Origin of the sequence: Odoribacter splanchnicus DSM 20712 (genome assembly GCF_000190535.1) — a bacterium.
GTDB classification, from domain to species: Bacteria; Bacteroidota; Bacteroidia; order Bacteroidales; family Marinifilaceae; genus Odoribacter; species Odoribacter splanchnicus.
Genome location: NC_015160.1, coordinates 2,835,498 through 2,856,932, shown reverse-complemented (window position 1 = coordinate 2,856,932; position 21,435 = coordinate 2,835,498). Strand labels below are relative to the sequence as shown.

At 41.7% G+C, this 21,435-nt stretch carries 16 protein-coding genes; 10 read left to right on the top strand and 6 right to left on the bottom strand.

Translation table 11 applies throughout. The features are described 5' to 3' along the window. Positions 1–204: 204 nt before the first annotated feature. Positions 205–2,745: an adenosylcobalamin-dependent ribonucleoside-diphosphate reductase gene (locus ODOSP_RS12035; RefSeq protein WP_013612574.1), complete on the top strand. Its 2,541-nt coding sequence runs from the start codon at positions 205–207 to the stop codon at positions 2,743–2,745. Between the two features lie 136 nt (positions 2,746–2,881). After that, on the top strand, positions 2,882–3,850 hold the full coding sequence (locus tag ODOSP_RS12030; RefSeq protein ID WP_229098358.1) for a bifunctional riboflavin kinase/FAD synthetase: 969 nt from the start codon (positions 2,882–2,884) through the stop codon (positions 3,848–3,850). Positions 3,851–4,708: 858 nt separating this feature from the next. Here ODOSP_RS12030 and ODOSP_RS12025 read toward each other — a convergent pair. The 3 genes from ODOSP_RS12025 to ODOSP_RS12015 all read right to left on the bottom strand — a co-directional run bounded on the left by ODOSP_RS12025 (position 4,709) and on the right by ODOSP_RS12015 (position 9,224). Next, positions 4,709–5,953 (bottom strand): DcaP family trimeric outer membrane transporter, encoded by a 1,245-nt coding sequence (locus ODOSP_RS12025; RefSeq protein ID WP_013612572.1) that lies wholly within the window; start codon positions 5,951–5,953, stop codon positions 4,709–4,711. 438 nt (positions 5,954–6,391) lie between these two features. Continuing rightward, positions 6,392–7,024 carry a response regulator transcription factor gene (locus tag ODOSP_RS12020; RefSeq protein ID WP_013612571.1) on the bottom strand — a complete coding sequence of 211 codons (633 nt, stop codon included), beginning with the start codon at positions 7,022–7,024 and terminating at the stop codon, positions 6,392–6,394. Next, positions 7,014–9,224 carry a sensor histidine kinase gene (locus tag ODOSP_RS12015; RefSeq protein ID WP_013612570.1) on the bottom strand — a complete coding sequence of 737 codons (2,211 nt, stop codon included), beginning with the start codon at positions 9,222–9,224 and terminating at the stop codon, positions 7,014–7,016. The genes ODOSP_RS12020 and ODOSP_RS12015 overlap by 11 nt, the downstream gene beginning before the upstream one ends. Positions 9,225–9,448: 224 nt before the next feature. Between ODOSP_RS12015 and ODOSP_RS12010 the strand changes: the two genes are divergently transcribed. The 7 genes from ODOSP_RS12010 to ODOSP_RS11985 all read left to right on the top strand — a co-directional run bounded on the left by ODOSP_RS12010 (position 9,449) and on the right by ODOSP_RS11985 (position 14,990). Further along, entirely contained in the window at positions 9,449–9,745 is a 297-nt protein-coding gene (locus ODOSP_RS12010; protein ID WP_013612569.1) for a hypothetical protein, read from the top strand. Continuing rightward, a complete protein-coding gene (locus ODOSP_RS12005) occupies positions 9,742–10,104 on the top strand; it encodes a hypothetical protein (protein WP_013612568.1) in 363 nt (120 codons plus the stop codon). The genes ODOSP_RS12010 and ODOSP_RS12005 overlap by 4 nt, the downstream gene beginning before the upstream one ends. Before the next feature lie 16 nt (positions 10,105–10,120). Beyond that, positions 10,121–10,642 (top strand): hypothetical protein, encoded by a 522-nt coding sequence (locus ODOSP_RS12000; protein WP_041556765.1) that lies wholly within the window; start codon positions 10,121–10,123, stop codon positions 10,640–10,642. A gap of 47 nt (positions 10,643–10,689) precedes the next feature. After that, positions 10,690–11,211: a lipopolysaccharide biosynthesis protein gene (locus ODOSP_RS19740; protein WP_049782907.1), complete on the top strand. Its 522-nt coding sequence runs from the start codon at positions 10,690–10,692 to the stop codon at positions 11,209–11,211. Beyond that, positions 11,195–12,142 carry a polysaccharide biosynthesis C-terminal domain-containing protein gene (locus tag ODOSP_RS11995; protein ID WP_049782906.1) on the top strand — a complete coding sequence of 316 codons (948 nt, stop codon included), beginning with the start codon at positions 11,195–11,197 and terminating at the stop codon, positions 12,140–12,142. Before ODOSP_RS19740 ends, ODOSP_RS11995 begins: the two co-directional genes overlap by 17 nt. 109 nt (positions 12,143–12,251) lie before the next feature. Then, entirely contained in the window at positions 12,252–14,186 is a 1,935-nt protein-coding gene (locus ODOSP_RS11990; protein ID WP_013612567.1) for a discoidin domain-containing protein, read from the top strand. Between the two features lie 177 nt (positions 14,187–14,363). Beyond that, on the top strand, positions 14,364–14,990 hold the full coding sequence (locus ODOSP_RS11985; protein WP_013612566.1) for a hypothetical protein: 627 nt from the start codon (positions 14,364–14,366) through the stop codon (positions 14,988–14,990). A 509-nt stretch (positions 14,991–15,499) separates the two neighbouring features. Here ODOSP_RS11985 and ODOSP_RS11975 read toward each other — a convergent pair. Both ODOSP_RS11975 and ODOSP_RS11970 read right to left on the bottom strand, forming a co-directional pair. After that, entirely contained in the window at positions 15,500–17,053 is a 1,554-nt protein-coding gene (locus ODOSP_RS11975; RefSeq protein ID WP_013612565.1) for a glycine--tRNA ligase, read from the bottom strand. Between the two features lie 42 nt (positions 17,054–17,095). Continuing rightward, a complete protein-coding gene (locus tag ODOSP_RS11970; RefSeq protein ID WP_013612564.1) occupies positions 17,096–18,862 on the bottom strand; it encodes a Na/Pi cotransporter family protein in 1,767 nt (588 codons plus the stop codon). Between the two features lie 382 nt (positions 18,863–19,244). Between ODOSP_RS11970 and ODOSP_RS11965 the strand changes: the two genes are divergently transcribed. Continuing rightward, positions 19,245–19,724, top strand: coding sequence for a hypothetical protein (locus ODOSP_RS11965; RefSeq protein ID WP_013612563.1), 480 nt, complete (start codon positions 19,245–19,247; stop codon positions 19,722–19,724). A 59-nt stretch (positions 19,725–19,783) separates the two neighbouring features. Here ODOSP_RS11965 and groL read toward each other — a convergent pair whose 3' ends face one another. Further along, entirely contained in the window at positions 19,784–21,412 is a 1,629-nt protein-coding gene (gene groL / locus ODOSP_RS11960; protein WP_013612562.1) for a chaperonin GroEL, read from the bottom strand. Positions 21,413–21,435 lie beyond the last annotated feature (23 nt).

Here is a 21,435-nt window from a genome sequence, read left to right as displayed (position 1 = left end):
TTCATTTTTGTTATTCACCAAAACTATATTTTGGAAAACTTTTAACCTGTTGGTAACTTTTTATTTTGTTGATAAATAAATGGTTGTCTGTTTGTTTTGGAAAACTTGTCGAAAAAATCATGGAAAAAAGTTATCATCTTTGATCTATTTTTCTATATATTTGCAATATCCTAATGCAGAAAAAATCTATTAAATCAATATGCTATGAATGAATACGAAACAAAGGGGAAGGATACTTATACGCAAGAAGAAGCGTTTCAGAGTTCATTGAATTATTTCAACGGCGATGAATTGGCTGCTCGGGTTTGGGTGAATAAGTATGCATTGAAAGATTCTTATGGGAATATTTTTGAAAAGAATCCCGATGATATGCATCGTCGGTTAGCCAAAGAAATTAGCAGAATAGAAAACCGTTATCCGAATCCGCTGAGTGAGGATACAATTTTTGAGGTATTACGGGATTTTAAATATATTGTGCCGCAGGGAGGTCCTATGACCGGTATCGGAAATGAGTTTCAGATCGCTTCTCTCTCTAATTGTTTCGTGATTGGAAATGAAGGTCCTTCGGATTCATACGGTGGAGTTATGAAAATCGATCAGGAACAGGTGCAACTGATGAAACGCCGGGGTGGAGTGGGACATGATTTGTCTCATATCCGTCCGAAGGGTTCGCCTGTAAAAAATTCTGCATTGACTTCTACCGGTATCGTTCCGTTTATGGAGCGATATTCTAACTCTACCCGGGAAGTTGCTCAGGACGGTCGGCGTGGGGCTTTGATGCTGAGTGTGTCGATCAATCATCCTGATTCGGAAAGCTTTATCGATGCAAAGATGACCGAAGGGAAAGTAACAGGTGCGAATGTATCCGTGAAGATCGATGACGAATTTATGCGGGCGGTGATCAACGACGAAGAATATGAACAAAAATATCCGGTTTATTCCGATGAACCGAAAAACCGGAAACAGATCAATGCACGCCAATTGTGGAATAAAATTGTACACAATGCCTGGAAATCGGCTGAACCCGGTATCCTTTTTTGGGATACGATCATCCGCGAAAGTGTACCCGATTGTTATGCAGATAAAGGATACCGTACGGTTTCTACCAATCCTTGCGGTGAAATTCCTTTATGTCCTTATGATTCTTGCCGGCTGCTGGCTATAAATCTGTATTCCTATGTACAGAATCCGTTTACTAAAGGAGCCTTTTTCGATTTCCCTTTGTTCAAGAAACATGTAGCTATCGCTCAGCGGATAATGGATGATATTATCGATCTCGAATTAGAGAAGATCGATGCTATTCTGGATAAGGTACACGAAGATCCTGAGAGTGAAGAAGTGAAAGGCGTAGAAATTCGCTTATGGGAGAAAATCAAACAGAAAGCGAAAGAAGGCCGGCGGACCGGAGTGGGTATTACGGCCGAGGGAGATATGCTGGCTGCTTTGGGTCTGCGTTATGGAAGTGAAGAAGCGATCGATTTTGCTGTGGATATTCAGAAGACTTTAGCGGTCGAAGCTTATCGGGCATCTGTACATCTGGCAAAAGACAGAGGGTCTTTTAAGATTTACGATACTCGCCGTGAGGAGAATAATCCCTTCATCAAGCGCTTACGCGAAGCCGATCCTGACATGTATGCCGAAATGGTGAAGTACGGACGCCGGAATATTGCTTGTCTGACGATCGCACCAACCGGAACGACAAGCCTGATGACTCAGACGACTTCCGGTATCGAACCTGTGTTCCTGCCTGTATACAAACGGAGAAGAAAGGTAAACCCGAACGATCAGAACGTACATATCGATTTTGTGGATGAGTCAGGGGATAGCTATGAGGAATTTATCGTTTTCCATCACAAGTTCGCTGATTGGATGAAAGCGAATGGTTATGATACCACTAAATGCTATACCGACGAAGAAATCGATGAATTGGTAGCACAGTCGCCGTATTATAAAGCAACTTCCAATGATATCGATTGGGTGGCTAAAGTACGTATGCAGGGACAGGTGCAGAAATGGGTGGACCATTCTATCAGTGTTACGGTCAACTTACCCTCGGATGTAACCGAAGAATTGGTCGGTAATCTTTATATCGAAGCCTGGAAGAGCGGTTGTAAAGGATGTACGGTCTATCGCGACGGTTCACGGGCCGGTGTATTGGTGTCTAATAAAGATAAAAAACAGACTACTAGTCCTAATGAAATGCCGGCAAAACGTCCGATGGAACTGGATGCCGATGTCGTGCGTTTCCAGAATAACAAAGAAAAATGGATTGCTTTTATCGGTTTGTATAACGGTCGGCCTTATGAGATATTTACCGGTATCGCCGATGATGAGGAAGGAATTATGCTGCCTAAAGCGGTTACTTCGGGTAAGATCGTCAAGCATTATGATGCTGAAGGAAATTCCCGGTATGACTTCCAGTTTCAGAACAAACGGGGTTTTAAAACGACGGTAGAAGGATTGTCTTATAAGTTCGATAAAGAATACTGGAATTATGCCAAATTGATTTCCGGGGTTTTACGCCACGGTATGCCGGTGCATCAGGCTGTAGAACTGGTGGCTTCTATGGAATTCGATAATGAAAATATCAATACCTGGAAGAATGGCGTCGAAAGAGCCTTAAAGAAATATATTCCCAATGGAACAGAGGCTACCGGCGAAAAATGTGAGAATTGTGGCTCTCCGGTGGTTTATCAGGAAGGTTGTCTGATCTGTAAAACTTGCGGAACATCGAAGTGTGGATAGAATAATCACTCCTCCGAATATTTTGCGGATAGCGGTTACATGGGTTTAGGCTGAATTGCAAATAAACCGGTGTAACCGCTATCACTATAATAACAATTTCGTATTTTTGTCCTCCTAACCGGAGAGTTGAAGGTGTATGACAGCACTTTTTACTTTTCACTTTTCACTTTTTGAGATGCAGATACATTACGGAACCGAAAATTTACAAATAGTCAATCCGGTAGTAACCATCGGTAGTTTCGATGGAGTGCATAAAGGGCATGTGCAGGTGATCGAGTCACTGAAAAGAGTGGCCCGGAATTTGAAGGGAGAGACTGTTATCATCAGTTTCGAGCCCCATCCCCGGGAGGTACTCTATCCGATGGAAAAAAGGCCGGGGATTTTGACCACTTTGGAGGAAAAGGCTGCTATTCTCGCCACTTATGGAGTGGAACATCTGGTCGTCCTGCAATTCACCCGTTCGCTGGCCGAATTGGAATATGCAGATTTTGTACGTCATATCCTGGTCGATAAAATCGGTTTAAAAGGTTTGGTCGTGGGGTATGACCATCGTTTCGGGAAAAACCGGGAGGGAACTTTTGAAAAACTGAAAGAATTAGCTGACCGTTATCACTTTTACCTCGAACAGGAAGAAGTATATGAAGAGAACCAAATCAATATCAGTTCCACAAAAATCCGGAATGCTCTGCAAATCGGAGATATCGATCGGGTAAATGAATTTCTGGGGTATACGTATTCTGTTAGTGGAAAAGTTGTTGCCGGTGATAAAATAGGACGGAGTATGGGTTTCCCGACCGCCAATATCCGGTTGAACGATGACCGTAAACTATTGCCGGCCGCCGGAGTGTATGCTGTAAAAGTGAAGGTTGAAGGACAAGAATATCGTGGTATGCTCAATATTGGCGTACGCCCCACAGTCAGTTGTTCCGGCGTAGTGCGGATCGAAGTGAATATCTTTGATTTCGATGCCGACATCTATGGTAAAGAAATCCGGCTTTTACTTATTGCCCGTATCCGGGGTGAACGGAAATTCAACGGAATCGACGAATTGAGCGAACAGCTGAAAAAGGACCGTCAGGAAGTATCGGTGTTGCTACAGCAATGACGTTTGCCCTGTAAACCTGATTAGCGGGTTCTGAAAAAAGGTAGGTTTTATTTTTTCTTTCTATTCCGATTTCGGGTTCTGTGTCGTCAGACCCGGTCGCCTGGAACGGTCCGTTAAGGCTTTCCTTCACTGACCGGCGGAACTCCTCACTTCGTTCGTCAGACACCACCGGTCGGGCGCTCGGAAAACCTAACCGGACCCTCGTTCCTGCTCCAAGGGTCTTCCGGCACAAAACCCTGCATCTTCCGTTTGCGCTACAGAGCAAAGGAAGAATAAGGAAAGTTTTGTAAAATGAAATACCGGATCACCTCTATCGTGATATGGATTGCTGAGTTACTTTATCGGAGCGTCTTCAGTACCTTTGATTTTAATTCGATTTCTGGCATAAGGAATGGAAAACCCTTATTCCGTTGTGATTTCTATTTTTCAGATCCTGATTCGTTTTCCATGAAGTGATAAGATCAGTCGAAGGTGATCGTGTTCGGAGACCATTGGAGCTCTGGCGAGTGTCGTCTTGCTTTTTCTGAGCGCCCGACCGGTGGTGTCTGACGAACGAAGTGAGGAGTTCCGCCGGTCAGTGAAAGAAAAAGCTAGATGACCGACAGAAGCGACCGGGTCACCGAACATGAACACCGAAGACGAACAAATACCGGAATAATTCTAGAATTAAATTAGTTTATAAAGCTCATAAAGTTTAGAGTTTCTGAATCTGCGGTCATTTCCTTACGGTCGTTAATGCGACCGACCTGGACTGAAAGTCCTATAAACAAGGTGCTAAGCAGGGGGAATACTAATTTTATGAACTTTATAAACTCAAACCTTTTGGCTTTCTTCCTGCCGATCTATTTCGGTAAATAATCAGAACCGATATTGAATCATAGCATTGATACGGCTGGCATTACCATAGTCGTGGTTGAAATTATTACGGCGTCCGAAAACATATTCTATGCCGGTAGTTCCGAATTCCGTAAAATTCCATAACAGATTAGCTCCTGCATATTGTGCATATTTGTAAGTATCCCCTTCCAGGCTGCCGCGGGCTTCAAGCCGGGCATAACTGTAGGTGATCGTCGAATAAAGCTTAGGATTCCAATTGTGTTGGAAAGCGCCGAACAGGCCCCACATACCGGGAGCTTTCAGATTTCCATTGTCGTCTGCTGTCGGGATCAGGTCATAACCGATACCCGAGATATCCTGAATGTAATTGGCAATCCCTTTACCATATTCGGCCTGAAACAGAAAACTGGTCGATGAGGTGATATTTAATTTACCGCTCCCCATAACACCCCAACCGGTTCTGATTTTATCCTTATCTTTCACTACATTTTTATAACCGATATTTCTTAAGATAGCTCCTACCTGAACGTGGCTCCCGTTTTTCATCGTATAGCGTATGTTCAAAGGAATATCCGGAACTTTCTGCCGGATGGATTCGGCATTTTTCCCGGTTGTATACGATGCTTTGGCATATTCCAAGGCTAAAGAAGATTGCCATCGATCGTTGATATGGTAAGTATACCGAAGCATCGGCTGACGGATTTCGATACCACTACTCGGTCCTTCTTCATCGATAGTCGTAGGTACGGCTGTCATATCGCCGAAAGTACTCCAGGCTTGTCCCAGCGTAAAACCTTTGAATTGTACGAAAGCTTGCTGGAGCTTCGGGGTGTTCTGCGGCCCCTGGAATTCCATTTCGATATAAGACACTAAACGTCCTACATCCGTATTGCCTACTAATTTAAAAAACAAACGGGATTGTCCGACTGTCATACCGTAACTGGCACCGGGTTGATGTCCTTTCATGGCAATAGTCGAAGTTGTAAAAAAATTGTAATCTTCTACGCCGTTAAAGTCGTAAACTCCTGACAACTGAACGTATCCCCCGACACCGAAAATAAAATTTTTGTTGTCATCGAAGAAAATAAAGCGTGGAGCTGCCGGGTCATTGTAAGCCAGTGGAAAGGCTTCTTTCATCATGGTATAGAAATTATGGATATCCCTTTCTTTCGATACCGATACGACATTTACTTTCTGTGCTTGTGCTTGTGCATAAAACCCTGCCACAAACACAGAAAATAATACGATTAAAACTTTTTTTTTCATAATCCTACCTATTTGGTTTTTTACATTTTCATTTTTGTTATGGAGTATATACGCTTTAGGGAGCGAAAAAGTAGAAAGGAAATATTATAAAGTAGGTTGCGATTGGTTAAAGAATTTATAACTCTGTATAAGCTGAGAATAATTTTTGGCAGTTATATACATATTTACACTTATAAAGGTACATTTAGGGTAAATATGTATATAAACACCTTTGCTTTTTTATGAAGTTATGTATTAGGTATAAAGTGGGATTTCAATGCTGCAACCCTCGCTATGGATGATTTATTGGGAAATTCAGGAATAAAGATCGATAAGATTTAGCAAATTAGGTGTCCCTTGTGATATCTTGATAATTAGCCGTTTACTATTATTTTTCGGGAGTACTGAAACAATACCCTTTTCCATAGGAAGAACGGATTTTCAGCGAAGTATCAGTTTTCAGAATTTTCCGGAGCTCAGAGATAAATCCCGTAACAGACTTATTTTGGACGCGTTGTCATTGTTCCAAAGTCTTCTGCAAATGATTGTTCCCGGTATAAAGGAATTCTGATTTTGACAAAAAATAGTCAATAATTCGGCGAGCATCGTTTTGAGCGGGTAACGCTGGTCACCGATTTCAAGGGTAGAGTTTGCAGGGTAGAAACGGCTGGTCGGAGATAGCTGATATACTTTTTCTGAGGGGTGGCCGGTTATTTCCGGTCCCGGATATCGATTCAGGGCTGCTTCGATCCGGGCACACAATTCGTCTATACCTCCGTCCTTACGGACAAAGTCACTGGTACCTATTTTTAATGAGGCTGCACATAGTTCGGTGTAAGAGCTAAGGATGAGTACCGGAATTTTTTTATCCAATTGCCGGATCAGTAAAAATACTTCTATTCCTGTTTTTCCCGGCATTTGATAGTCGAGTACGACAACATCCGGACGGGAAGACTGGTAAGCGAGCCAGGCTTCGTCGCCATCGAAGACTGTTTTTACTTCATAACCGTTGTCTTCCAGGGCTTCCCCGGTTTCTTGTGCGGTGATGCGGTTATCTTCTGCGTACAGTATTTTTATTTTTTTAGTATCCATAGTCGTGGTATAAAATCATCGGATGTGTTTTGAGTATGGTTAATTTGTCCAGCAGGTAATTTATTTTAATGATCATATTTTCGTATTGTTTGATATTTTTGTGTAACAGTTCGGTATGGATCGGTGGGGATATAGGGATAGCCGGGGAGGGGTGATCCGATTCTGTGCCATGTAAATGACAGAGTTGTACTTGTAATTCCCGAAGGAAATGTTGTACTTCATTCCGTTGCAGATGGATCAGTGCTTTCTGGCGGCGATCGACCGCCATCAATAAATGGGTGAACCATCCCGACAATAAGATCGATAGCAAGGCAAATAGTAGCCAAATTTTGTGGGTGGTCAAAGGCTGTAACCAGGGATAAGCGAGTTGTACCTCCAGTCGGTGTCTCTCGACATACCCCAGGGGCATACGGAAAATAGCCGGCAGGAAGATGTTCGGATCTTCGGAAGGATACCGGTCGATGATTTTTCCATTGGCGTCCTTCCGGATGAAGAAAATTGGAAATGGCAGGTCGCTCTTCTTATAATAGTGGACAAGTGAATCGAGACACCAGGATGAATCCCGAAGATCATAAGATAAACGGCCATATACATAGCTTTGATTGACGATCCCGCCCATCTCTACTGTCGTATCTTTTACTCCCCGGGTGATCGTAATTGAATTCTCCTGCCAATTGTTTTGAAACCTGGCGGTATCCCGTATCTGGAAAAGATTTTTACTCATTTTAAAAATCGTTTCGTCGATTAAAGGATTTTTGTGGTTTACAAAATTAGTCCGTTCGGCTGAATATAAATTGAGCATCCAGACCATTTCAGCCAGTAATAAGGCAATGAAAAAATAGCGGTATATGTGTGAAGAAGAAACTGATTTTTTATATGATTTCGGTTTATCCAGACACAGCGACAGACAGAATTCCGATCCCTCGTTTTCTTTGCTTTTTATCTGTATGTGTCCATTGTACTGCCGCACAATTTTACGCACATAAGCAAGTCCTATACCGTGGCTATTCTGGTGACGGTGATTGGAACGAAAACCGGTCCTGAAAATACGTTTCCGGGAATGAGTGGAAACACCCGGTCCGTTGTCTTTGACCGAAATCAGTAATTTATTTGTTTTTTCCTGTTTACAGCTAATCTGAATTTCGGCTTTTTCTCCGGCATATTTCAGCGCATTGCTGATCAGATTGTCTACCAGGTGGATCAAATGAAAAGAATCGGCAAAGATTTCCGGATCTTTCAATTGAAAATCAAGATTGATAGTGGCTTTTTCGTGGCCACACCGGTAGTTGTCGATCAGTTCTTCGAGTGCTTTTTTCAAATCGAAAGTCCGGTTTTCTATTTCTCCTCCCCAGCGTCCTGCCGACTGTATGGTGATTTGTTGCATTTCTTTTAATAAACGCTCCGATTGGTGGTGGCTGATTTGTAGTTTTTCATATATTTTTTCGGGAGGCCAGGTGGCCAGATTTTTCAGGATCCTGCCTTCTATATCGCGATTGGTACATAGCGGAGTTTTCAGGTCATGGATAAAAATAACTTGTTTCTCGATATAGCGTAAGTTCTTACGTTCCCGATGTTCTTTCTTTATGATCAGGAATCCATAATAAATGGCCAGGAAGAGTGGAAGTAATGAAAGTAAAATTCCGTATTTCTGATACTTCCAAAAATAAATAAGCGGAAAATCATACCAGGCCATCAGCTGGTCTTTCTCGATATTACCCAATTGCTGCGGGCCGAAAGCAGGAGCTCTTTGAGGCAATAGATGGGAGGGATAGTGATCTATAAGCTTTCCGTTCGGGTCTTGTCGCGTGAAAATTACGGGTAATTCCGTTACCGGACAAAAATGCCGGAAATAGTGGGCTATACTGTCCAGTTTCCACAACTTTTTATTGTAATCATAACGTTGTTTGTTGAATAAGTCGGTCATTTCTTTCCGCAGGGTATCTATTCTGAAATGGTGTCCCCGAAGAGTATACTCCATGATAATTCTGTTTTCTATTCTGAAGTCGACGAAACTGTCGTCCTCCTCATTTATCCTGTATGCTTCTTCTTGAATAGCAGCATGTATCGCCTGGTTGATGTCGTTCCGAAAATTTTTTTCTTCAATCCGGAACCAATAGATCAGCCAGCTGCTTTCTGTCAGGAGAAACAGGATTATCGACAGGATGATCATGCCGGGATTATATAAAAATAATTTTTTCATCGGGTTAAAAATAAAGATTAAGTGAAAGAATCACAACTTTTGTTTCTGTTGAATGTGGAAATAATTCCGAACATTTTCCGATGATTCAGCCTGGTGTGAGAAAAGTGGATAACGTATTTTTATACTCCTGGAATCATCAATAAAGGTGAAAAACCTCTTAAAATATTAGGTATTTTAACAAGTTGTAGTTGTGTTGAAGTGAAAAGCGCCAAAAAACATATGTTATGAAAGGTTTGCAAATAGATATTCGAGGAAAAATAATGAATTGCGTCACACCGAAAGGGCAGGTTTGTGTGTTTGTAGAAGCTGACAATATGGTTGTTCTCGGTGAAGACAAAGAAAACAGCGTTAAGTTGGATTGGGGTAAAATAGAGTTGGCTGTAGGAGACAAAGTGAAAATTACTGCTATTGAGGGTATGGAGTATGATACCATATATATGAGTAATATGACAGATGAAGATATGTTAGGATACTATAATCAACTTAAAAAATTTTTAACAAAAGAAGGTGTGTTGAAATGAGAGGATTCAGAATAAAATTCAGGTCAGAAGAAATTGTTGTTACCCCTGACTTCCGTTCATCAGTCACTATTTTTTACAATAGTTCGAACGGCTATGAACTATCGGTTGCCGGTATCAAAGGCTTTGGAGATGATGCCCTGGATACTTTTTGGATAAAATCGGATATGCATATTGGAGAAAGTATTGAGATCGAAATTATAAATGCAGACGAGCAGGTTTGTTCGTCTCCGACTTGTGTAAAAAAATTAGATCCTAATCCACTAAAATTATCCGAAAAACAGAAGCAACAAATGCTTGATGAATATTTGAAAGATTTTTATCTTTTAGAAGCTCAGTTGAAGAAAAAAGGAGTTTTATAATATAGTTATGTAATATATGGCAAATATGACCGCATTAAGTATTAATGAATCATTGTTTTATATCCCGTTCGATCATACTGGTGTAATTTCTGTTTGTAATAATAAATACGGGAATGAATTAGCATGTATTGTCTCAGATATTTCGGATGATAGAACTTCTTTGAATATAGGTGATTCAGTTTGCATAAAGAGGATTGTTTCTGAGGGTACTGAGTCGGTACATGAGTTTGTTATGCCTGATTTCTCTAACCAGAAAAAGGAGTTTATGAGTGATAAGGGAATATATGGAATGGAAGTCTGTACAGAAAACAATACGATATGTATGCCATTTATAGATGGGGGAGCAGTCACTTTTGTTGTAACCATAAATCAAGGTCAAGTATCTGTTGATGCGGGTTCTATTACCGCCGGTAACGTATTGTTGGATTTTTATCATTCGAACCTGAATATGGGGGATGAAATTCGTGTAACTTTGAAGAACCTGGATTTTGTTTCATCTCCATTAAGTGAAAGAAGTTTTTCGGGCCATACTTTATGACCGGTGTTAACTGGTCGTAGATTGTTCATCCCACATAGAATACCGGTATGTTAAAGAAATTGGCTGCACAGACGGCTATATATGGGATCAGTAGTATTATTGCCCGTTTTCTTAATTACTTATTGACCCCCTATCTCACTCGTATTATGACTACGGGTGAGTATGGGGTGGTGACCGATCTCTATGCCCTCATTCCTTTTATCCTGTTACTGCTTACGATGGGGATGGAAACAGGGTATTTTCATTTTGCCGGTAAAGCGGGAACTTCTGAAGAGAAAAGATTGATATTTCAAACCACCTGGGGTATCGTTATATTAGTGAGCCTTCTATTTTTCGGTTTCACCTTATTGTTCTTCCAGCCTTTGTCGGTGGTGATGGATTATGCCGGAACTCCGTCGTATCTATTATTGATGGGAAGTATTATAACCGTCGATGCTGTGACGGCCTTACCATTCGCTAAGTTAAGAGAGGAAAATAAAGCATCGGCCTATGTGAAAATCCGGGTCGTTACGATACTGGTCAATCTGTTTTTTTTGTATCGTTTTTTATTCTGTGATACCTGGGATTAGAGACCTGCAAAATATTTTCCCGGCAGAATATGGTGCCGGATATTATTTGATATCGAATTTAATCGCTAGCGTGACAGCGGCTTTTATGCTGATTCCTGCCGTCCGGGGGATCCGGCCTCGGATAAAACGGAAATTGCTTCAGCCTTTATTTATCTATTCGTTGCCTTTGCTGATCAGCGGGGTTACGGGTACCGCCAATGAATTTATCGACCGCCAATTTATTAAATATTTGCTGCCGCAAGAGTCGGCAATGAGTACTTTAGGTATTTATGGAGCTGTCCTTAAACTCGGAGGCATTTTGTTGTTGTTTGTGCAAATGTTCCGTTTGGCTGCAGAACCGTTTTTTCTGGCTGATTTTAAAAAGGAAGATTTCTTGAAAGCAAATGCGGAGACGTTAAAATATTTTTTGATCGTTTCTATGTTGTTGTTTTTAGTGATTTCCCTTTTCTCCGATTTCTTTGGTTTGATCCTCGGTTCGGATTTTCGGGATGGATTATTTATTATCCCTGTTGTTTTGTTTGCTAATATCGGAAATGGTATAGTCTTTAATCTTTCATTCTGGTATAAGCGGACCGGTAAGACCCGTCTGGCCATTTTGGTCACCGGCAGTGGATTGATTTGCACGATTGTTTTTAATTTATTATTACTTCCACGTCTGGGATATGCCGGAACGGCCTGGGCACATCTGGGAAGCGAATGGATTATGGTGATCGTCAGTTATATTTTGAGCAGAATATATTATCCGGTTCCTTATCCGCTCAAACGTATCCTATTTTATCTTTCAGGCGGTATATTATTCTATTTTTTGGGAGCATGGCAAAAGGATATATCCTGGACAGGAAATATATTGTTCAATCTCTCTTTGATTGTAATCTATACCGGGGTAGTAGTGAAGGTTGAAAAGATTAATATTTCCAGACATCCTTTTTAGTTAAATTATGATCGGAATTCTGGAAGAATAATTTAATATTATATTTGTAATTCAAATATGGGCTGTCGCTGAGAGGGGGATATCGATAAATTTTGATTTCGGATGTAAAATGCTATTTAGAATCTTTTCTTTTTTTATTATTGTCGGGTGTTCGGCTTGCCGGCCTTCGGTTTTGGAATCGGCTCTTGAAAGGGCCGGGGAAAATCGGATAGAACTGGAACGGGTATTGCGTCATTATTCCGAAGAGGATAAAGATAGCCTGAAGTGGGAGGCTGCCCGCTTTTTAATCGAAAATATGCCCGGGCATTTATCTATCGGTGGCGATTCGATCGGGCCTTATTATGCGGCTTTGAATGCGGTGTTCAGTAACGATACTTTGAGAAATTGGCAGGATAGTCTCGATAAGATCCATGAGTATTATAAATCCGGATTGCGTGTACAGGAAGATATAAAGGTGATAAAGTCCGGTTTTCTGATTGCCAATATCGATAGTGCTTTTCGGGTCTGGAGGGAAAAACCCTGGGCTTCACATGTCGGTTTTGATGATTTCTGTGAATACATATTGCCTTATACGGTCGGACAATACCAACCTTTGGAAGATTGGCGGAAAAAATTTGCTACCGGTTATGAAGAACAGATAGACCTCCGGCATCCCCGGCTCAGTCACTCTGCATTTTGGGCTGCAACTTGGGTAAACCGGGAGATCGGGACTCAGATTCGTTTTCAGACCCTCGAACCTTTTTCTAAAATTCCTCTGTTGTTTCCTTCCTTGTTGCCGAAATCCAGGGGAGGGTCTTGCCGGGAGTATGCTTTGATGGGATTGAGTATTATGCGTTCGAAAGGGATTCCTGTCATGATGGATTTTATCCCTCAATGGCCTGTCAGGTCCGGTAGGCATTATTGGAATGTGATGTTGGATAACAGGGGAAAAAATGTAGTTTTTCTGGCTACGGAGAGTGATCCGGGGATGCCTCATAAAGTGGAAGAAAAGTTAGGGAAAGTTTACAGGCAGACTTATGCAATCAACCGTGACCTGGAAAGATTGAACCGGGAGTGTGGCGATGTGCCCGATTTTTTCCAGAATTGTTTTATGAAAGATGTGACAGCCGAATATATGCGCACTTCCGATGTGGAAATCGAAGTTCCCTCTTCGGTGAAATGCTCTGAAAACTATGCTTATCTGACTATTTTCGATAATGAAGATTGGGTACCGGTCGATTGGGCCGGAATACACCGGGGAAAAGCCCTCTTTAAAAATGTAGCCCGTGATATTGTTTATCTGCCTGTTTACTATACTTCCGATGGGCTGAAACCCTTGGCCAGTCCTTTTTTATTGGATACGGACGGGAAGGTAATTGTCCTGAAAGGGGATACGTTGAATCGGCAACAGTTGAAACTCTACCGGAAATATCCTCCTTCTGACAATGCTTATGCTATGGGAAGACGGATTGTAGGAGGAAAAATTCAGGCTGCCAATCGGGCGGACTTCAGCGATTCGGTTACTATCTATCGGGTACCTGAGTGGAAAAGTGCTTATTCCCTGAAGGTTACTACCGATACTGCCTGGCGCTATTGGAGGTATTTGTCTGCCGAAAACGGACTTTGTAATATTGCCGAATTGGTATTTTATCAGAGAGATTCTATGCGCCCTATTGTGGGTGAAATTATAGGGACGGAAGGAAGTTGTTTTAATGATCCTAACCATGTGAAAGAAAAGGTATTCGACGGAGACCCATTGACTTTTTTCGATGCGCCGACTGGAAGTGGTGCCTGGGTGGGGATGGATTTCGGAAAGGAAGTGAACATCGGTAAACTGATTTTTATTCCCCGTACCGATGGAAATATGATCCAATTGGGCGACACTTACGAGTTGTATTGGTGGGGACCGGAGGGATGGCAACTGATTGGCGGACCCCGAATAGCCAGGGATGTCGTTCTGGAGTATCTGGCTCCTTCGAATGCGCTCTATTGGCTTAGGGATGTAAGCCGTGGAAGAGAAGAACGCATTTTTACCTATTCTGACGGGAAACAGATTTTCTGGTAATTCTCATAAGCAGTAATTTCATTTATTGAAAAATTTCCTATAATAAAAAATATTCAGTTACACCATAGTTAGGCTACTGAAAATTGGGCTCAATGTTCGGAAAAATAAGATAATTAGTCGTTTATTTTTGATTTGGGATTGTTATATATTTGAACTAATAAAAATTATTAGAAAAGTATGGAAAAAAAATCATTCAATTTATTCTATTTTGTTATTTTGATATCAGGTGTTTTATATACAAATGTATGTTTTTCACAAAATACACCTACAACTTGGCAAGACCGGCTCGAAGCTTTAAAAAATAGCTTCAATGAAGAAAATAGGGGTGATGTGTCGTTTTTGAAACTATTAGGGTATACCTATAAAGGAATAATTGGATCTCAAACTGTTAAATCCGATATAATAGATTCCTTATTATCCTACAATGCTCCTGCTATTTTGCATTTACCTCCCATAGTGATGAGAGATACTGTATCAAGGGGAGATTCCTGCGTCATTCGGGAAAGAGTGTTGCCTAAATTTGAAATCATTTCTATTCGTAAGCGATTAGAAATTGCAGAGTCTATAGGAGAAAAAAGTCTGCTCACCTCACTAAGACAACAGCTTAATAATTTAATTCATTTGGATTATGAATATTTGGAATTAGAATGGAGTTATAAAAATAAGCACTTTAAATCATTATGTGTTGTATCTAATGAACATGGCGGATTTATTTATGACCCTATCGGTTCAAATATTTTAGAGTATACAACAACAACAACTAATACTGTAGAACGTTTAAATTCAAAAGAAAATCTTCACTAAAATTTTTAATTTGCTTCACTTGTCGAAGCCTTCTCCAAATACCTTGAGACGGGTGTCTTCAACGGCTGCTGCCTGATGGAGATAGCCGAGATTCTCAGAGTTCGCAATGGGGAGGAATTTGTAGAAGTTCCGACGAAGCCGGAGCCTATTTTCGAAGCCAACACTTCCGGCATGAACCCTGAAAAACTGACATATACCTTAACCCATTTTTTGTATAATGACAAGCAAACCGACATTATCAATAGTTTAAACAAATGATCTCGATTATAATGTGGTGATTTAACTTTACCGAAAAATGACGATTTAAAATTTGCTTATTACATGGCGGTGTAATTATTATAGAATAAGCCCCGAAAGTTTTATCTGGCTTTCGGGGTTTATTCTATGTATTATAATTATTCCGACAGGGTTCTTCCGGATCGTCAGAATTCACAGCACTTACGCGAAGTATACCCGGAGGACGGTGATTCTGATCATTAACCAAAGAAACCGATCCCTCGATGAGCTGACTATTCGGTCATTTTTCTCAGCAAAGTTTGCATATCGCATTTTTCTTTGAGTATACCGAAGAGCTGATCGATGGCTACCCGTTCCTGCTGCATGGTGTCGCGGTCACGGATAGTGACGGCATGGTCTTCCAGAGTCTGGTGGTCGACAGTAATACAGAAAGGAGTACCGATAGCGTCCTGACGGCGGTAGCGTTTACCGATAGAGTCTTTCTCGTCGTATTGACAGTTGAAATCGTATTTCAGCAGGTTCATGATTTCCTGCGCTTTTTCAGGCAGCCCGTCTTTCTTCACCAGTGGCATAATAGCCATCTTTACCGGGGCCAGAGCTGCCGGCAGGCGCAGTACGACACGGGAATCCTGTTTGCCGTCTTTGCTCAGGTCTTCTTCGCAATAAGCAGCCGACATAATCTGCAGGAACATTCGGTCTACACCGATAGAGGTTTCGATCACATAAGGCACATAAGATTCGTTCAGTTCGGTATCGAAATATTGAATCTTTTTACCGGAATATTGCTGATGTTGTGATAAGTCGAAATCCGTACGGGAATGAATTCCTTCCACTTCTTTGAAACCGAAGGGGAATTTGAATTCGATATCGGTAGCGGCATTCGCATAATGGGCCAGCTTCTCGTGATCATGAAAACGATAGTTTTCTTCCCCGAATCCCAGGAGCTGATGCCAACGCATACGGGTCGTTTTCCATTTTTTGAACCACTCCAGTTCCGAACCGGGGCGTACAAAAAATTGCATTTCCATCTGTTCGAATTCGCGCATCCGGAAAATAAACTGGCGGGCGACGATTTCATTACGGAAAGCTTTACCGATCTGGGCGATACCGAAAGGCACTTTCATGCGTCCGGTTTTCTGTACATTCAGGAAGTTGACGAAGATTCCCTGAGCTGTTTCGGGACGCAGGTAAATTTTGCTGGCTCCTTCTGCGGTAGACCCCATTTCAGTTGCGAACATCAGGTTGAACTGGCGTACTTCGGTCCAGTTGCAGGTGCCGGAGATCGGACAGACGATTTTCTCGTCGAGAATAATCTGACGTACTTCATTCAGGTCATTGGCATTTAAGGCATTGGACATCCGCTCGTGGAGAGCTTCTCTTTTGCGGATGTGTTCCTGAATCTGAGGATTGGTCTCCCGGAATAAGGCTTCGTCGAACTTTTCCCCGAACCTTTTCCGGGCTTTTTCAACGTCTTTCTCGATTTTTTCGTCGTATTTAGCAATCTGATCTTCGATCAGAACGTCTGCCCGGTATCTTTTCTTAGAATCTTTGTTATCGATCAAGGGATCGTTGAATGCATCTACGTGGCCGGAAGCTTTCCAGATGGTCGGATGCATGAAAATGGCAGAGTCGATTCCTACGATATTTTCGTGTAACCGGACCATCGATTCCCACCAATACCGTTTGATATTGTTTTTCAGTTCCACGCCGTTCTGTCCGTAATCATATACAGCTCCCAGTCCGTCGTAAATATCTGAAGACGGAAACACAAACCCATATTCCTTACAATGAGCTACTAATTTTTTGAATACATCTTCCTGTGCCATAATCTTATAAAATATTATTTGAGTGACAAAGGTAATGAAATTTTATTCTTCGTGTCCGATTTCTTTCATTGCCTGTGTGACATTTATCGTATAGTCTCCGATTTTCTCACATTCGGAGAAAAGGTCGTTATACAGAATACCCATAGAATATTCGTATCGTTTTTCTTCGATCGCCATCAGGTGTTCCTGTTTCAAAATGGTCCGGTAATCGTTGATGGCTTGTTCGAGTTCATAGGCTTTCTTGGCGTTTACCTGGGTATATTCGGTAGCCAGATTGGCACACATAACGACGATAGATTCATCCACTAAGGCAAACATATGTTTGAGTTTATTGGACAATTCTTCCGGGAAGGTGATTTTCTGTTCGTTACGACGATAAATCGCTTTGGCGACATTTAAAATAGAATCGGCTACACTTTCCACTTCCGATACGATTTTAAACATCGCACGTACCCGTTGGGAGTTTTCGGAGGTTAGTCTGGATTCGGAAACTTTGGTCAGGTAATCGGCAATTTCAACTTCCACCTGGTCACTTTCGTCTTCCATTTTCTGGAGATAATCGAATTCTTTTTCATATTCTCCGGAGGGCATATCGAAAGCCTGGATTGTTTTGTGAAACATTTCCAGCGTACTTTGCCCGTAGAGGGAGATCTCTTGTTTGGCTTGGAAAAGCGAGGCGTCCGGCGTAGATAACAAACCGATTTTGATATGTTTCAAAGTAAAAGTTTCTTCCCCTTTCTTGGGAGGAATAATCCGGCTGACAATCCGGGCCAGATATTCGGTAAACCAAATCAGAATAGCCACGTTGATCCCCTTTGCCAAGGTGTTGAAAAGAGATAATACAAGCGGCATGGCGGCATTTATAGAAGCGGTCACTCCGGCCCGGGCTTCCGGTGAGAAAGCTTCGTTCAACAGTTTCGGGTCCGAAAATTTGGGATTATAAGTCGAGAGATGCAGGGTGACACACAAGTCTCCGATGAAGTTCAAAAAAGGGGTAAATATCAGGAATAACCAGATCACTCCGAATACATTGATGATAAAATGGGCTAGGGCTGCCCGTTTGGCTTGTACGTTGGCCACTGCTGCTGCCAGATTGGCGGTAATAGTCGTTCCGATATTTTCACCCATAATCATCGCTGCAGCATCTTCATAACCGATCCAGCCTTTCGAACACATCACCAAAGTTAAAGCAACTGTAGCCGAGGAGGATTGAAATATCGTAGTCAAACCGGCACCGATAAGCAGGAAGATCATCCAGGAACGGAATCCCAGAAAGCTGATTTTTTGTATGAATTCTCCTACTCCGGGAAGAGTGTGCAAATCGGTCGGCATCGATTCCTGCAGAAAACGCAGGGCTAAAAACAACAAACCGAAACCGACGAACATTTCACCCCAGGTTTTGCGGGAACGTTTTTGTGAAAACAATAGGGGCAGTGAACAACCGATAATCGGAAGAGCCAGATCGCTCATGCTGAATTTTCCCAGTCCTAACACCGCAACCAACCAGCTGGTGATGGTTGTGCCGACATTGGCTCCCAAAATAACACCGATAGAGCCGACCAGGTCCAACAATCCGGCGTTGACAAAACTCACGACCATGACTGTCGTTGCCGAAGAACTTTGTATCAGGGCTGTAATAAATAAGCCGGTAAGTACACCCGTAACACGATTGGAAGTCATGGCTGTCAATATCTGCCTCATTTTGTTGCCAGCCAGTTTCTGAAGAGATTCACTCATTAGTTTCATTCCATAAAGGAATACACCAAGCGATCCGATGAGCTTCAGTACATCAAAGATTCCATAATCCATTTTTGCATTTTTTAAGATTCCGAATTTTGCGACTGTAAAAATAGGAAACTCATTCAGATTACGAAAATATTACGAACTTATATTTTTAAGATTTTTAGGAAAGAATTAAACAATACGCAGGAATAAGACCGTTTTTGCCGGTGTGTTCCCTAAACTTTTCCCGAAAAGGGAGGACAAATATTCCGAATATTTTCCGAGGATTCACTATTGGGTATAATAAAATGTTTTCATATCATTGTCAAATAGATAAGTATTAATTTAAAAATGATGAAAAAATTGTATTTAGTATTAATGGTGATATCACTATTTTCCATTTCTTGTTCAAAAAACATATCGGATGACACTTCAGAAATAATGGAGTACGATAAGTTGTTTTCCAAATATGGATGGGAGAATGTGGAAAAATGTGAAAGACAAGTCAGTAGTCAAAAATTTGAAAGCTATAACTTCGTTTGAAGAGCTAGAAAAAGTGTTGAAATATATTCAGAATATGCAATCTGAAAATATTAGAACACTAGTTTCTGAACAATTTGACATGTTACCTCGTTTAAAGTCAACTAATGAAAGTGGTGGGCAAAGGATTGTCAAAATCTCTGGTTTGAATTCTGATGGACGGGTAGATGTTTTTTTGGATATCACTGTACCTGCTGTAACTAATAGTGCTTTTTACAATACGGGGTTTGGGGATACTTTTATTGGTTATAATCATTTAAGTGGTAGTGCTTATAAATCAGGGAATAAGATAAATTTTACGGCTAATGGAGAAATTATTCTTAAAATTATCTGGCAAGGAGTAGAATTGAAAAGATTACCTACGAATAGTAGTGGGTATTATGATACTAATCAAAAAATATACGGGTAATTAATCAAAAAAAGCTGTCTGCAAACGCAGACAGCTTCCTTGTATTGAACCATTTTTTATTACATCATTCCCGGCATTCCGCCACCCATGGCAGGAGCGGCAGGTTCATCTTTTTTCTCTTCCACCAATACACATTCGGTAGTCAGGAACATTCCGGCGATAGAAGCTGCATTTTCCAAGGCTACCCGGGTTACTTTCTTCGGATCGATCACACCGGCTTTCTTCAAATCTTCATAGATATCTTTCCGGGCGTTGTATCCGAAATCGCCTTTGCCTTCACGTACTTTGTTGACAACGACAGCTCCTTCGACACCGGCATTATAAGCAATCTGACGTAACGGTTCTTCGATAGCCCGTTTGATGATTTCGATACCGGTAGTTTCGTCTTCGGTTTCTCCTTTCAGACCTTCCAGGGCTGCTTGTGCGCGGATGTAAGCGACACCACCTCCCGGTACGATACCTTCTTCGCTGGCTGCACGGGTGGCATGCAGGGCATCGTCGATCCGGTCTTTCTTTTCTTTCATTTCAACTTCAGAAGCTGCTCCGACATACAGGACGGCAACACCACCTGACAATTTTGCCAGACGTTCTTTCAGTTTTTCTTTATCATAGTCGGAAGTCGAATTTTCAATCAATTTCTTGATCTGCTCGATTCTCTCCTGAATAAATTCTTTTTTACCGGCCCCTTTGACAATCGTCGTATTTTCTTTGTCGATGCTTATTTTGTCTGCACGACCCAACATATCGATAGTCAGGTTTTCCAGCTTCATTCCTTTGTCTTCCGAAGCGACGACACCTCCGGTCAGGATGGCGATATCTTCCAGCATTTCTTTCCGGCGGTCACCGAATCCCGGAGCTTTTACTGCTGCAATCTTCAAAGAACCTCTCAAACGGTTGACCACCAAAGTAGCCAATGCTTCGCTTTCGACATCTTCGGCGATGATCAGCAAGGCACGACCTGATTGTGCTACGGGTTCCAGAACCGGAAGTAATTCCTTCATAGAAGAAATCTTCTTGTCATAAAGCAGGATATAAGGATTTTCGAATTCGCAGATCATCTTCTCACTGTCGGTTACGAAATAAGGAGAAATATATCCACGGTCGAATTGCATACCACCGACCGTTTTTACCTCTGTCTCGGTTCCTTTGGCTTCTTCAACAGTAATTACTCCTTCGATGCCGACTTTTTCCATTGCTTCGGCGATCAGGTTACCGATCGTTTCGTCGCCATTGGCAGAGATACGACCTACCTGACGGATTTTTTCAAAGTTGTTACCTACTTCTTCTTTTTGTCCTTCAAGATGTTTTACGACAGCAGCAACTGCCTTTTCAATACCTCTTTTCAATTCCATCGGATTAGCTCCGGCAGTAACGTTTTTCAACCCTACATTGATGATACTTTGGGCCAGGATAGTAGCGGTAGTCGTACCGTCTCCGGCATCATCTCCGGTCTTGGAAGCGACTTCTTTCACCATTTGTGCTCCGATATTTGCATACGGATCGGCTAGTTCGATTTCCTTAGCTACGCTGACACCGTCTTTGGTGATATGGGGAGCTCCGAATTTCTTTTCGATGACTACATTCCGGCCTTTCGGTCCCAGAGTTACTTTTACTGCATTTGCCAGCTCATCTACCCCTTTTTTCATCAGGTCACGAGCTTCGATATTGAATTTTATTTCTTTTGCCATAACAAATTAGTTTTAGATTTTAA

Excerpts from the sequence above, each read along its gene's own strand:
- ODOSP_RS12035 (WP_013612574.1), top strand. The coding sequence starts at position 205 with ATGAATGAATACGAAACAAAGGGGAAGGATACTTATACGCAAGAAGAA.
- ODOSP_RS12030 (WP_229098358.1), top strand. The coding sequence starts at position 2,882 with ATGACAGCACTTTTTACTTTTCACTTTTCACTTTTTGAGATGCAGATA.
- ODOSP_RS12025 (WP_013612572.1), bottom strand. The coding sequence starts at position 5,953 with ATGAAAAAAAAAGTTTTAATCGTATTATTTTCTGTGTTTGTGGCAGGG.
- ODOSP_RS12020 (WP_013612571.1), bottom strand. The coding sequence starts at position 7,024 with ATGGATACTAAAAAAATAAAAATACTGTACGCAGAAGATAACCGCATC.
- ODOSP_RS12015 (WP_013612570.1), bottom strand. The coding sequence starts at position 9,224 with ATGAAAAAATTATTTTTATATAATCCCGGCATGATCATCCTGTCGATA.
- ODOSP_RS12010 (WP_013612569.1), top strand. The coding sequence starts at position 9,449 with ATGAAAGGTTTGCAAATAGATATTCGAGGAAAAATAATGAATTGCGTC.
- ODOSP_RS12005 (WP_013612568.1), top strand. The coding sequence starts at position 9,742 with ATGAGAGGATTCAGAATAAAATTCAGGTCAGAAGAAATTGTTGTTACC.
- ODOSP_RS12000 (WP_041556765.1), top strand. The coding sequence starts at position 10,121 with ATGGCAAATATGACCGCATTAAGTATTAATGAATCATTGTTTTATATC.
- ODOSP_RS19740 (WP_049782907.1), top strand. The coding sequence starts at position 10,690 with ATGTTAAAGAAATTGGCTGCACAGACGGCTATATATGGGATCAGTAGT.
- ODOSP_RS11990 (WP_013612567.1), top strand. The coding sequence starts at position 12,252 with ATGCTATTTAGAATCTTTTCTTTTTTTATTATTGTCGGGTGTTCGGCT.
- ODOSP_RS11985 (WP_013612566.1), top strand. The coding sequence starts at position 14,364 with ATGGAAAAAAAATCATTCAATTTATTCTATTTTGTTATTTTGATATCA.
- ODOSP_RS11975 (WP_013612565.1), bottom strand. The coding sequence starts at position 17,053 with ATGGCACAGGAAGATGTATTCAAAAAATTAGTAGCTCATTGTAAGGAA.
- ODOSP_RS11970 (WP_013612564.1), bottom strand. The coding sequence starts at position 18,862 with ATGGATTATGGAATCTTTGATGTACTGAAGCTCATCGGATCGCTTGGT.
- ODOSP_RS11965 (WP_013612563.1), top strand. The coding sequence starts at position 19,245 with ATGGATGGGAGAATGTGGAAAAATGTGAAAGACAAGTCAGTAGTCAAA.
- groL (WP_013612562.1), bottom strand. The coding sequence starts at position 21,412 with ATGGCAAAAGAAATAAAATTCAATATCGAAGCTCGTGACCTGATGAAA.